Origin of the sequence: Acetivibrio cellulolyticus CD2 (assembly GCF_000179595.2) — a bacterium.
In the GTDB taxonomy this organism is placed as follows: domain Bacteria; phylum Bacillota; class Clostridia; order Acetivibrionales; family Acetivibrionaceae; genus Acetivibrio; species Acetivibrio cellulolyticus.
Genome location: NZ_JH556659.1, coordinates 328,126 through 340,804 on the forward strand (window position 1 = coordinate 328,126; position 12,679 = coordinate 340,804).

Genomic DNA, 12,679 nt, shown 5'->3' on the forward strand with positions numbered 1-12,679 from the left:
AACCGCAAATAGACATTACAGTGTCAAGGCACGAAGAGTATACAATAAAATCTTTATCGTATACTCTTCATGTCCCTGTTAGTAATTTAAGAGGCTTTACAATAGGGATATAGGTTATAGGTATAAGGAGTACTTGTTAGGTACGATATGTCACTTAATATTCAATTCATCTCGATAACCTTATCATCACTTTATGAAGAAAACAATTGACAACTATAGCACAAATTTAAAGACTGTAAGAAGACAATACCACTTGACAAGAAGTTATAAAATAATAAAATTGCGGTTGTCTTGAAAATATGGTATATTAACAATTGTAAAATGATATCATTTATTTGATAGTGAATTCTATTATATAAAAGGTTATTATAGAGAGGACTGGAAATATGATTGACCTTGAAAAGTTTATATCAAATGATATAAAAACCCAAGAACTAATTAGCAGTATTTTGAAACATAATAATGAAAATATTATGATGAAAATTAAAGAACTGAATAATTATTTATTTAAAGAGCTGTGCCTTAAAGAGTATTTGGATGAGTGTGAGCCAGAGTACTGTTCTTTTAGACTAAGCAATACATGTCCATATGTAGTAATAATTAAGTTAATGTATTCAAAATATAAGATAAATCTTATAAAGGAAACAGTTAGTAATTAATAATTAAATATTAGAGTAATATACTAAATTTAAAGGTGAAAATATGAAAAAAATTGTTATAATCATAAATGGTCGAGGCGGTGTTGGAAAGGACACCCTTTGTAGTTTCATTAGTCGATACTATAAAACTATCAATGTATCCGCAATTACTCCAATAAAACAAATGGCTTCATGTTATGGATGGAATGGAGAAAAAGACGAAAAATCAAGACGTTTTTTATCAGAACTTAAGCGTGTATTTATTGAATATAATGACCTTCCTAATCAATATTTAGTAGCAGAGTATAAAAAGTTTTTAGATGATGATAATATGATTATGTTTGTGCATATTAGGGAAAAAGACCAGATCTCAAAGTTTATTGAGAGTGTTGGTGGACACTGTATAACATTATTGGTTAGAAGCAATATATTTGGTTCAACTAATTTTATCTACAGAAATTATTCTGATGACAATGTAGAAGATTACACTTACGATTACTATTATGATAATAATAAGCCATTAGAATTGGCAGAAAAAGATTTTTTTGATTTTTTTAATATGATTTTAAATAGTGAGCATGTAATTTAACTTTTAACCCTATTATAAAGCTATAAGTTTATAAATAGTGGAATGGAGAAGTAAATTAATGAAGTTGCGAAATTTAACTGTTGTTTACATTTTTGACCAAAATAGAATTCTTATGATGCATCGATTTGCTTCAAAAGTATCAAATGTACCATACTGGACAGGAATTGGCGGTCATTTTGAGGAAAATGAACTTAACGATCCGCAAAAATGTTTATTGCGCGAATTGTTTGAGGAAACTGGTATTGAAGTTAATTCAATAGAGAAGTTAAATTTAAAATATATTGTACTAAATAATGTTGGACATGAAATCCAACAGCAGTATGTATTTTTTGCGCAACTCAAAAATAAGCACGTGAAACTAATCGATTGTACAGAGGGGCATGCAGTTTGGATTGATGCTGCTCATGTTTTTGGTTTACATATGTCTTATACTAATACTGCCATCCTTAAGCATTACTTCAATATTGGTTTAAATTCTAAAAAAATGTATGTTGGTATTTCTGAAAAAGATAGTACAAGCGTATCAATTATCCCATTATAAAATCAGGAGAAATATTGTAAAACTAGATAAAATATTGTAGAATAGTACATAGTTGTTAATCTTAATTTGAGGTTTATATATTAAAAACATATTTAAGGGTGGTTAATATTTATGTTGGTATTTCTGAAAAAGATAGTACAAGCGTATCAATTATCCTATTATAAAATTAAGAGAAATATTGTAAAACTAGATAAAATATCGTAGAATAATACATAGTTGTTAATTTTAATTTGATGTTTATATATTAAAAACATATTTAAGGGTGGTTAATATGAAAATATATTTAGGTGGTCCAATGTTCTCATATGCTGACGTTGTGAATAATTTGAGGCTAGCGACTAAATTGAGACAAAACGGATTTGATGTTTACTGTCCAAACGAAAATATGTCTATAAATGATAAAGCAAGAACAGATATTACTGCTGAAAGAATATATTTAGCTGATATTCAAGAGTTAGAGTCTTCTAATATTTTTGTTTGTCAAATTGCCGAGGATTCTGGAACTATGTGGGAATCTGGATATATGGACTGTTTGTCAAAATACGTAAATTCCGAGAAGTATCTGGGATGTATTGGTTTGGCTACAGATATTCGTCTACAGACTTTGCCTGATCCAAATAAATTTGGAGTGGATAATCAATCTATGTATCTCAACCAATTTATAGTTGGAGGACTTAAATTATCTCTAGGTGTATATTTAAATGAAGATGATATGATTTTAAAGATTATTAATTTAAAGAGGTAGTGTTATGAACGACAAAACTGTATCTATAGCACTTGTTGGTGGTATTGCTGTCGGAAAAACAACTATTGGAAAGGAATTATGTAATAGACTTAGCAATTGTAGATTTATTGAAGAGGATGTTACTAAAAATGTATTTCTACCGGATTTTTATAATGATATGAAAAGGTGGGGATTTCACAGTAGAGTATCCACTCTAGCTATGATTGCTTCAAATTATCTAATAGATACAAGCAATGAAAATTATGTAGTGATGGACAGATGTCTAGACGAGCTAATTACATTTGCGGAGATGCATTTTGATAATGGAAATATGAATAGTATGGAATATGAAGTTTATCGTAAACTATATGATTGTATGGTATCATTTGCACCTAAGATAAATATATTTATTTATTGTTATTGTAGCATAGGCACTTCTTTGGAACGGATAAAAAAAAGAAACAGATCTTTCGAACAAACCATTAGTAGCTCATATCTTTATAGACTGAACAGCTATTACGAAAAGTGGATTAATTCGGTGGAAAAGAAAAGAATCGTCAAAATTGATACGGATGTTGAAAATGATATTGATAAAATTGTTAATGACATAATTTCTGTTTCAAAAAACTAAATTCTATTTAGCGGTAGGTATATTGTGAAAAAGTCCATATCCACATTTGAGAGAAAAAACATTTTTTTAGATTTTATGAGTCCAGATAATTGGAAAACATATGCAACTTTTTCTGAAAAAAAATCAGATGATTCCAAAGTATCAATACTCCAAAAAAGTCTTAACATAGCTGTGCTTTTATCAAAGGACTATTGTTTACTACCACCTGGTTTTATTGCACAGTCGGTCTTAGCCAAAAAAGCACTCGAGCAAAAAGCTGCATTTTTAGAGGAACGATTAATATTGTTTCCACTTAGGGAAAGTAACCTTGGAGATTTTTTTGAAAAAAAGCAATCTGAATATATGCAAGTTAAAGATAGTCATAAGGGTTTTTACAAAAAGGATGGACAGATTTTTATCAAAAAGTATGTTGGTGCGATAATCGGGCGCCAAGCGTCAATGGGTTCAACTATAGCAGAGCAGTGGCAAAGTATTCCTGATAGTTCAAAAGTGTGGTCTCCGATTATACAGGTAGCACCTAAACTGGCTGACCAGATTCGAATAGCACCAGCAAGTTTAAAGAACCAAGGATTATCAGTTACTCTTGAAGCTGTAAAACTTACTTTAGGTATTGAAAATAATTATTTAGATTTTGTGTTGAATCAGGCGATTCAACATGAATATACTAAAACCTATCTTGATGAATATGATGCAGTAATAATTAGAAATATTCCCCCGAAACCTTATAACATCAATTATTTGGTGGAAACTGAATGGTTGTTTTATGATTACTATATTTTTAGCGAAGTCCTAAAAGTTATTGGAGTTAACTCTTATATTGAAAATACTAATGCCGAAACTATTATTTCTATTAGGAGAAGTCCTGAATACTTTAATTTTATGCAATTATATGAAACAGTTTGTTGTGATAAATTAAGCAGGGGCGAGGTAGTAGCGTATTTTGCCTCAATAAAAAATATTATTGGGAGTTCAGTGAAAAGTGAGTTTTTACTTGATGAAACAAACCCCAAAAAACAGCTAGATACTGTTTTGCAAATATTAAATGCTATAGTAGAATTACGTGATGACAATGCTTCAGCAAATGAAGCTAGAAAAAATCATCAACAAGTTAGTAGTGCGTATATTGAAAATGCAATACGCTTATGTGAAAGCGAAAAGAACGATATTTGTAAAAAAATCAAAAATAAAATAACTGTGTATGACAATTATATAGAAAATCTTAAAAAAAATGCTGGGAATGAATGCAAAATTATTGGATTAGTCACCTCAAAATGTGATCTATTAAACAAATTAGAGGATAAAGTACAAGAACATTTTACACAATCCATATCAATTATAAGTAACGCAAAGTCAATTAGGGAGATAGATTTATTAAGAAATGAACTAGCAAAAGAATTATCTGACTGTTGCTTAGAAGTTGAGAATATAATAAAAAAAGGTGAAAGATATGAATAAGATTAAAAGAATTTTTTGTGTTCTATTTAGGTTAAATAGTAATACTTTCACTTTCTTGAGCGGTATTTTTGTATCCGCCGTAGTAAATATGTACACTTCATTATTTTTTAGCAATGATATTACTAATAAATATTTAGTGTATTTAGCAATGATTGCTATGTTAATTGTAAGTATTCTTTGGTTAGTTATTGCTGTCATTTTACAGCCACTACAAGATGTTTTCAAACAAACCCCAGCTGAAATTCTTCAAAGTATAGGGGCAGATAATGTTTGGAATGGAATTATATCCTCTCATTTGAAAAAAGTAATTATTATGTTAGCTATATGTATTGCTTTATCTGTTATTAGTATTGCACTAACTCTGCCACAGGAATCTACAGTACAAACGGAATCAATAATAAGTATCGGAAGTTATTTGCAGATGGGAAGCTATAACAATGAACCTATCTTATGGAGATGTGTTGATATTGATAGTAATGGTCCTCTTATGCTTGCTGATAAAATCTTATGTTTAAAACCATTTGATGCAGCTGGAAGCCATAAATATTTAGATGGTACTGCTCAAGGTGATGATGTTTACAACTACCGTAATAGTCTTGGATCTAACCTCTGGGAAACGTCGAACTTACGAGCATGGCTTAATTCTACAGCCAGTACGGGCAATATAATATGGATAGATGAATGTCCACCTACAGAAGCCTATGTATGGAATGGTTATAATGATTATGCAAATGAAAAAGGATTTTTGACAGACGATAATTTTTCTACAAATGAAAGGAACTTTATAAAGTCAGTTTCTCAGAAGTCATTGCTAAGTACTACAGATGCAATGAAATTAAAGCTTGGTGGTACTACTATGCACATTTTTAATGGGTCAATTTCATCAATTGTGCAAAACTATGATGTTGCATGTTACCAGAATATGACAGATAAAATGTTCTTACTAGATATAAAGCAACTATATAAATTATTCCAGAATAGAGCCGTTCTTGGTACAGATTATTATATAGGTCAACTAACAGAATATGCAGTAAGAAATTCTGATATTAAGGAAAACGGATTATTGCCAGGTAGGAAATGGTTAACGTGGATTAGAACGCCAGATAGCAGTAATGGTAGAAATGTGCGAATTGTCTCCTCTGATGGTAGTATAAACTGTGACAGTGCGTATATTGGTCGTATTGGTATCAGACCTGCTTTCTACTTAAATATTTTGCTGACAACACCTCTAGCTGGGAAGGGTACTGATGTTAGCCCATATACAGTTATAGGTTGTAATTCTAGAACTGTTGATGTGGAACATGTGAAAAATAATTGAAAAACTCAATCAGTAAATTTGCTAATGTTATTCAACAAGAATCTAGAGAATAAAAGAAAAAGACAGGTTTTTTTATTCCATTTCCCTTATTCTTGAACTGATTTCCAATTTTCCAGAATGATGATTTCCAGCAACAAGAATATTCAGAAGAAACGGATTGTAAACCGCTACTTTATAATTACTACCACAGGAAGATAAAAGAAGGCAAAACAAAACATCAGAGGTTGAAGTGTGTTGAAAGAAAACTGGTAAATATCATTGAAGTATAAAACCGAGTACAGAAATCCAGAAACACAAGCCTTTGAAGAAGAAACACATATAGTTCAAATGATAGCAAAAGTTTGATACATTGTAAATATGGCATTGAAAGGGGGGTGCATAAAATAATCGTGAACCATATTTTTACATTCAGGCTGCTTTTGATTTCTTAAATATAACTTTCTCAACCTCTTCCCAACGGTTACTTTCATGTTTAGCTCTTAGCACGGCCATATACTGAGCTCCATCAGTACCCCACCGCATGCCAGCCTGCTTCATACGCTTTTGAACAATGGTCTTGTTACCACTTTCTATCATACCACTACCAATGTAATAATTTTTGTTTTTATATTCAAGATAATGCATCTTATCAATGTTATTTTTGATATAACCTTCAAGATTCACTGTTTTGTTAGCCTTATCCACACTTATAGTACTTCTTGCAACCTTTTTCAATGCCTTTTTGAATTGTTCTGTCTTTATATAGTATATCATTGTATCTGCCCATTTTTTATACTTCTTTTCAATGCATGAAAGCAACTCTTTCGCATAGCTATAAACGTTTTCTGTCATATGATAAAAATCTAGAATGTATTCAGCATCAGGAAACATCTCTTCACACATATTCCATACCCAATGTGCACCATCTCCAATTATCACTACCTTTTTCACTCTGCCATATCCAGCTCTTGCAGCAGAATCAAAGAGCACTTTCTTAAATTCTGCTACACTGCCCATGTAAGTAATATATTCCTTTTTTGTGATAATGGAACTGCCATTTTTTCGCTTGATTACATCCTTGTCTAGGAATGTTAGTCCAAGTTTCATTTCCTTCCATGTGCTTCCATTTTCATCTTCAACACGAGTGTTAACCGCAGAGCCATCCATAGATATGTATAAAATTGTATTTTCTTTATCTTTTTCAAGCATTGCTGGAGCTGCTACTTCAGGACAGGAATATGCTAGATTAGACTTTTCCATTTGTATTTCAAACAATTCTTTACCAACTTCTTCAGATAAAATTTGGATTTGGGTAGCACTGATTTCTATTCCCCTTAATTTTAATAATACTTCTTGAGCATTATTAAACCCGGGGATTATTTGTCCTATATATGTTATAAGTTCAAGAGAATCTTTGGTTAATCTATGTTCCTCATTAATTTGGAATAATTCATCATTATGCCCGTATAATTTCCCACATTTACTGCAATAGTCCATATTACGAACAAAAACAAGCTTACCATAGGGCGTTAAAATAACTAACGGTTGCTTTTTCTTTTTGTTTTCGGATGGCTTAACTTCTTCAGTTATCATTTTACTTGTATCTTGTAAAACCTTTTCTTTTGCTTTTTCCAGATGTTCCCCAATCAATTGACTAATACCTGTAGCATCTAATTTATTATCTTTCAGACCGTTTCTTAATTTTTCTTCGAGTTCTTTCATAATTGAATTTACATCTATTTTATTGTTCATCTTCTGTAACCCCCTATTATACATTGATTTTTATATTTGTTTATATATGTAAATTTATGCTCTATTTTACATCATGACGCAAAACAAAAACTGGAATAAGCCCATTGTTTTGAACTATTCCAGCTTCTATTCCTTTTGCTTTCTATATTTTTTAACTGTGTTTCTACTACTAATTTCTAATTGGAATAATATAGTGTACGAAAACTAAATGTATCCATAAGAAAGGCCGAAATTAGGCTTATACCCTGTTTTAGTGTCAAATGACGTAATGCTTGACCTGAGCATTAAAATCAGTGGCCGAAAGCTTGATAATTTTGAAGCAAAAATGCCAAGGACGGCATTTTTAGCGTCTCGGGACAGGATGTCCCATAGACGCGGCGAAAAATTATCAAGCCGAGGCCTACTGATTTTTTGCGAAGGTCACGCATGGAGTCGTTTGACACTAAAACAACAGGCACTGGATCTAAATCAGCTCCATAATATCAAGATTTAGCTATTATACTTTTATAAATGGTTATGATTTAAAATAATCTTCTTGGGTAATCAAACAACACTAAAACTTATTGATGTTATTTCCACAATATGGTTCGCGGAAATTAAATGCACCCTTGAAAGAGTGCCAATAAAAATACTGAAAAAGTACATTTATTAAGGATTTTGGGCTGAAATGATTTTTATATCATATTCAGCCTAACCTAAAGCTTTTATTTATTGCATAGGTGCATTAAAATTCTGTGCTTGCTGCTGTTGTATGGCTTGTTTTCCCTTTTCGGTATGTTCTGCTTCTTTTGGACATAAAATATACAACAGTTGCTGAAGCTCTCCAACATGTTGTCTTTCTTCATCAGCAATATGATAAAGAATCTTTTTTGCTCTTTCATCGGTTGTAGCCATAGCATGAGCCTCATATCCTATAATAGCTTCAAGCTCACCAGCCATATCTACTCTAAGAGCCTGAGCTAATTCTTCATTGGACATTTGCTTTGGGACGTTTGCTACAAAGGGGTTTCCTAAAAGTGCCATTTTAACACATCCTTTTCCTTAGATATATAAAGTATTTTTTGTAGTTTACAGAATAATATACATCTGAAGATATCCAGCTGTAAAAGTCAAAATAGGCTTTATAAGCACATAATACACTTGCTTGGTTTATTAAGGCATGAATGAAAAATTGTTGTTTGGCATGTTTTGTTTGAAATAATTCAGGGAAATATGTATATTTATTACATCTGTTTAATAGATTTATAGGAGTGTTTTTTATGTGTGATTATATTCAAACAGCATCAGACAGTATAAATGATGTTGGAAATAAGACAAATAAGGGTATTTTTGCGGCAAGCCTTGGGGAAAGTAACTTTATGTTCAAGTTGGAATGAAGAGGACATGTTGCACGCATCATAGGTAAAAACCATTCGTTTCATACAACACGACAAGAGAGGTAAAGAAATGTCACAGAGGATTGTTTTAAACCCGGTTACAAGAATCAGCGGTTTCATGGAGATTGATGCTGCAATTGATAACAATATGGTAGTAGATGCAAAAACAAAGGGATTACTTTTTCGAGGGTTTGAGAGGATGCTGAATGGAAGAAATCCTCTTGATGCAATATATTTTACACAGCGCATATGTGGAATATGTTCAACGGCACACTCAATGGCATCAACTCTTGCACTGGAGGATGCAATGGAGGTTGTTCCGACTGAACAGGGCAAGTATCTTCGTGATATACTCCATGGCTGTGAATTTCTGCAAAACCATATAAGGCACTTTTATCAGTACTCACTACCTGATTTTGTGAGGCTACCTGATCAGTATCCTCTATATGTGGCCGATCATGATGACTTCAGAATTCCAAAGGGAAAAAACGATGAAATGGCGGAACACTATATTGAGTCTCTTGATATTAGCCGAAGCGCGCATGAAATGCTGGCAGTGTTAGGAGGGAAAGTGCCGCACAATCATGGGATTTTCGTTGGAGGGGTTACTACTACGGCTACTGCAGATAAGGTTATTAAGATGAAATCTATTTTACATAAAATTAGACAATTTATTGTTGAAAAGATGCTGCCGGATGCTTATGCAATTGCCCAACATTATAGTGATTATTATAATATAGGCGGCGGTTACCGGAATTTCTTGAGTTATGGGTGTTTCTGCGGGTATAAGGAATTCGGAACTCTTTATGTAAATCCTATGGTCTACATACAAGGAAAAGAAAGCACCTTCAATCCCGGTAAAATAACTGAAGAGATTAATTACTCATGGTATGTCGGCAAAAAGGATGAGTATAAACCTATGGAAATAATTACAGATGAAGATATGGACAAAAATAAAGCGTATTCATGGGTGAAAGCTCCTAGATATAATGGTTTGCCATGTGAAGTCGGTCCACTGGCAAGACAGTGGCTCAGTGGTGATTATAGAAACGGAATATCTACCATGGATAGAATTATTGCCAGGGCATTGGAAGCAAAGAAGATAGCTGAAATTATTGATGTATTGCTTGAAAATTTGAATCCGGGGATTTCTTTACAAAAAGAATATGCCATGCCGGTTTCTTCAGAAGGAGCAGGGCTTATTGATACAACAAGGGGGGCGCTGGGCCATTGGCTTAAAATAGAGAACGGAACTATCTCTTTTTATCAAATCATTACTCCGTCAGCATGGAACCTTTCTACCCGGGGGAATAATGATATTAAAGGAACAGCAGAACAAGCATTGATTGGTACTAACATACAAAGCCTTGAAAATCCGGTTGAACTGGGTAGAATTATTCGTGCCTTTGATCCGTGCATATCCTGTGCAACCCATGTATATTCGCAGGGAGAATTCGTAAAAAGTATACAGGTGATGCCATGAAATCGCTAATGGTTCTTGGGATTGGAAACCGAATTATGATGGATGACGGCATAGGTATTCAGGTAGTAGAAGAGTTGGCAAAAAGAAATACAGATCCCTTTATACAATATATTGTTGGCGAGACAGACATTTTTTATTGTTTGAATGAAATCAAGGAGGCATCATATAGTGTTATAGTTGATGCTGCATATCTTGGCGAGAAACCTGGAACATTAAGTATTATTCCATTGCAGCAAATTTCAGAAACTACAATCAAATCAGCTTCTGCTCACGATTCACATTTTATAAATGAATTGAGAATTGGCAGTAAAAATATTAAAGGTACTTTCTTAGGCATTGAACCGTATTATATTGATTACGGTACAAATTTGTCACCCACACTTGCGGAACGGTTTATTGAGATTGTTAATCATGTAGAGAGAATAATTCAGCATATCAATCACAACTATATGGACTATTGAATATTATGCTATTAGGAACGATCGCCTACGTGAAAGATCTGAAGTGATATTTCAGCTGTTCCTAAACTATAACAAGGAGGAATTAACAGTGTGGGATTACAGCAGTATGCCTTACATGACATATACACCACCTTGCATGTTAATGCAAAATCAGTACATGACTCAGGGGCAGTTTGATACACCCAGGGTTCCTGTAACTACGTCAGGACTTGAACAATATACTTATCCCCAGAATGTTCCGGAAGCTTTGAAGCTAATCAAGGAAGCTGTAGAGGGAGAAACGGAAGACAGGATGTTTTATCAATATTTGATTGATAATGCACCGTCTGAAGAAGATAAAGTAATAATTACCGGGATACGTGATGACGAAATCAGTCATTTCGCACTTTTTAGACAGGTTTACTTCCAGTTGACAGGACAGACGCTGCCTCCACCACAGAATGTAACGTTTGAGAAACCGGCATCTTACTGTGCAGGTGTAAAAAAAGCATTATTGGGAGAGCAAAACGCAGTGAGAAAATATAGAATGATACTTTTTGCTCTGCAGGACAGGGTACAAATCAATATACTTACCAGAATAATAACTGACGAAATCAGGCATGGTATCTTATATAATTATTTGTATTCGAAGAATGGGTGCAGGGTATAAACTGATCAAAACCAGATTTATTTTTATTTAAGCGTAGAGCTAATGGTTGATTGTGATATAATTGAATCGACTATTAGCTCTATAGTTTGTGGGGATACTTATAGGTAACGAACGCTAAAGTAAGAAGGGGAGAAGCTAAACAAATGAAAAGATTTAAAAAGTTTTATATTGAAATTACAAATGTATGTAATCTTGCCTGCAGCTTTTGCCCACAGACAAGAAGAAAAGCTGAATTTATGAAAGTAGATACATTCGGCAAAATATTAGATAAAATAAAACCACATACAGATTATATATACTTCCATGTAAAAGGTGAGCCTCTCCTTCACCCGGAAATAGATAAATTTTTAGACTTAAGCTGTGAAAAAGGTTTTAAGGTTAATATAACAACAAATGGGACCCTTATTAATAAGGTTAAGGACAAGCTAATGTCAAAACCAGCGCTTAGACAGGTTAACTTTTCGCTGCACAGTTTTTATGGAAATGAAGGCTGCAATAAGGATGAGTATATAAATAACATTCTATCATTTGTAAGAGAAGCAAGAGCTAAGACAGATGTTATTTTATCTTTGCGGCTTTGGAATTTGGAACAGGATAATGCAGTTAATTTAGAGATCAAAAGAAACAATGAATTACTGGAGATAATTGAGAAGGAATTTGCTTTAACCTACAAGATACAGGAAGAAGTTACTCCGGCCAGAGGAATTAAGATTGCTGATAAAGTCTATCTAAATCAGGATCATACATTCCAATGGCCAGACTTAAATGAGGAAGAAGACGATGGAGTTGGCTTTTGCTATGGGCTTAGAAACCAGGTGGCAATATTGGTTGATGGAACTGTGGTGCCATGTTGTCTTGATGGTGAGGGTATAATTAATCTAGGAAATATTAATAGTATGCCTTTCTCTGAAATAGTTGAAAGTGAGAGAGCAAACAACATTTTCGATGGTTTTTCAAGAAGGCATGCAGTTGAAGAACTATGTAGAAAGTGTGGATACAGGAAAAAGTTTGGTACTGATTACTCGTGCAATTAATCAAAACACTTTAGACAACAGAAAATCCAATCTTAAGAATATTGAGGTG

General features: G+C 33.0%; 13 protein-coding genes. 11 read left to right on the forward strand and 2 right to left on the reverse strand.

Translation table 11 applies throughout. From position 1 onward, the window contains the following. The first annotated feature begins 386 nt into the window (after positions 1–386). From ACECE_RS0221465 to ACECE_RS0221500, 7 genes are all read left to right on the forward strand, one after another. On the forward strand, positions 387–659 hold the full coding sequence (locus ACECE_RS0221465; protein WP_010250982.1) for a hypothetical protein: 273 nt from the start codon (positions 387–389) through the stop codon (positions 657–659). Between the two features lie 43 nt (positions 660–702). Continuing rightward, entirely contained in the window at positions 703–1,227 is a 525-nt protein-coding gene (locus ACECE_RS0221470) for a hypothetical protein (RefSeq protein WP_010250984.1), read from the forward strand. Positions 1,228–1,285: 58 nt separating this feature from the next. Beyond that, positions 1,286–1,768: an NUDIX domain-containing protein gene (locus tag ACECE_RS28500; protein WP_010250985.1), complete on the forward strand. Its 483-nt coding sequence runs from the start codon at positions 1,286–1,288 to the stop codon at positions 1,766–1,768. Between the two features lie 271 nt (positions 1,769–2,039). Then, complete coding sequence (locus tag ACECE_RS0221485) at positions 2,040–2,513, forward strand: nucleoside 2-deoxyribosyltransferase (protein WP_010250986.1); 474 nt, start codon at positions 2,040–2,042, stop codon at positions 2,511–2,513. A gap of 4 nt (positions 2,514–2,517) precedes the next feature. Then, a complete protein-coding gene (locus ACECE_RS0221490) occupies positions 2,518–3,123 on the forward strand; it encodes a deoxynucleoside kinase (RefSeq protein ID WP_010250987.1) in 606 nt (201 codons plus the stop codon). 75 nt (positions 3,124–3,198) lie between these two features. Next, positions 3,199–4,578, forward strand: a complete 1,380-nt coding sequence (locus ACECE_RS0221495; RefSeq protein ID WP_162862616.1) for a hypothetical protein — start codon at positions 3,199–3,201, stop codon at positions 4,576–4,578. Positions 4,579–4,873: 295 nt separating this feature from the next. Further along, positions 4,874–5,896: a DUF6273 domain-containing protein gene (locus ACECE_RS0221500; protein WP_162862617.1), complete on the forward strand. Its 1,023-nt coding sequence runs from the start codon at positions 4,874–4,876 to the stop codon at positions 5,894–5,896. 408 nt (positions 5,897–6,304) lie between these two features. On the opposite strand, the gene ACECE_RS0221505 is transcribed toward ACECE_RS0221500, so the two are convergent. Together ACECE_RS0221505 and ACECE_RS0221510 are read right to left on the reverse strand one after the other, a co-directional pair. Then, a complete protein-coding gene (locus tag ACECE_RS0221505; protein ID WP_010250990.1) occupies positions 6,305–7,627 on the reverse strand; it encodes an ISKra4-like element ISAcce1 family transposase in 1,323 nt (440 codons plus the stop codon). 708 nt (positions 7,628–8,335) lie between these two features. Then, entirely contained in the window at positions 8,336–8,650 is a 315-nt protein-coding gene (locus ACECE_RS0221510; RefSeq protein ID WP_010250991.1) for a demethoxyubiquinone hydroxylase family protein, read from the reverse strand. A gap of 423 nt (positions 8,651–9,073) precedes the next feature. Between ACECE_RS0221510 and ACECE_RS0221520 the strand changes: the two genes are divergently transcribed. From ACECE_RS0221520 to ACECE_RS0221535, 4 genes are all read left to right on the forward strand, one after another. Beyond that, complete coding sequence (locus tag ACECE_RS0221520) at positions 9,074–10,486, forward strand: nickel-dependent hydrogenase large subunit (RefSeq protein WP_010250993.1); 1,413 nt, start codon at positions 9,074–9,076, stop codon at positions 10,484–10,486. Further along, positions 10,483–10,947: a hydrogenase maturation protease gene (locus ACECE_RS0221525; RefSeq protein ID WP_010250995.1), complete on the forward strand. Its 465-nt coding sequence runs from the start codon at positions 10,483–10,485 to the stop codon at positions 10,945–10,947. The genes ACECE_RS0221520 and ACECE_RS0221525 overlap by 4 nt, the downstream gene beginning before the upstream one ends. An 88-nt stretch (positions 10,948–11,035) precedes the next feature. After that, positions 11,036–11,596 (forward strand): ferritin-like domain-containing protein, encoded by a 561-nt coding sequence (locus ACECE_RS0221530; protein ID WP_010250997.1) that lies wholly within the window; start codon positions 11,036–11,038, stop codon positions 11,594–11,596. Positions 11,597–11,739: 143 nt separating this feature from the next. After that, the gene (locus tag ACECE_RS0221535) at positions 11,740–12,630 is read left to right on the forward strand and encodes a radical SAM/SPASM domain-containing protein (RefSeq protein WP_010250998.1); all 891 of its coding nucleotides are present in this window, start codon (positions 11,740–11,742) and stop codon (positions 12,628–12,630) included. Positions 12,631–12,679: the final 49 nt, after the last annotated feature.

What these genes read in the sequence shown, in the direction of transcription:
- ACECE_RS0221485 (WP_010250986.1), top strand. Translation starts at nt 2,040, where the DNA reads ATGAAAATATATTTAGGTGGTCCAATGTTCTCATATGCTGACGTTGTG.
- ACECE_RS0221520 (WP_010250993.1), top strand. Translation starts at nt 9,074, where the DNA reads ATGTCACAGAGGATTGTTTTAAACCCGGTTACAAGAATCAGCGGTTTC.
- ACECE_RS0221470 (WP_010250984.1), top strand. Translation starts at nt 703, where the DNA reads ATGAAAAAAATTGTTATAATCATAAATGGTCGAGGCGGTGTTGGAAAG.
- ACECE_RS0221495 (WP_162862616.1), top strand. Translation starts at nt 3,199, where the DNA reads ATGAGTCCAGATAATTGGAAAACATATGCAACTTTTTCTGAAAAAAAA.
- ACECE_RS0221465 (WP_010250982.1), top strand. Translation starts at nt 387, where the DNA reads ATGATTGACCTTGAAAAGTTTATATCAAATGATATAAAAACCCAAGAA.
- ACECE_RS0221490 (WP_010250987.1), top strand. Translation starts at nt 2,518, where the DNA reads ATGAACGACAAAACTGTATCTATAGCACTTGTTGGTGGTATTGCTGTC.
- ACECE_RS0221505 (WP_010250990.1), bottom strand. Translation starts at nt 7,627, where the DNA reads ATGAACAATAAAATAGATGTAAATTCAATTATGAAAGAACTCGAAGAA.
- ACECE_RS0221525 (WP_010250995.1), top strand. Translation starts at nt 10,483, where the DNA reads ATGAAATCGCTAATGGTTCTTGGGATTGGAAACCGAATTATGATGGAT.
- ACECE_RS0221535 (WP_010250998.1), top strand. Translation starts at nt 11,740, where the DNA reads ATGAAAAGATTTAAAAAGTTTTATATTGAAATTACAAATGTATGTAAT.
- ACECE_RS0221510 (WP_010250991.1), bottom strand. Translation starts at nt 8,650, where the DNA reads ATGGCACTTTTAGGAAACCCCTTTGTAGCAAACGTCCCAAAGCAAATG.
- ACECE_RS28500 (WP_010250985.1), top strand. Translation starts at nt 1,286, where the DNA reads ATGAAGTTGCGAAATTTAACTGTTGTTTACATTTTTGACCAAAATAGA.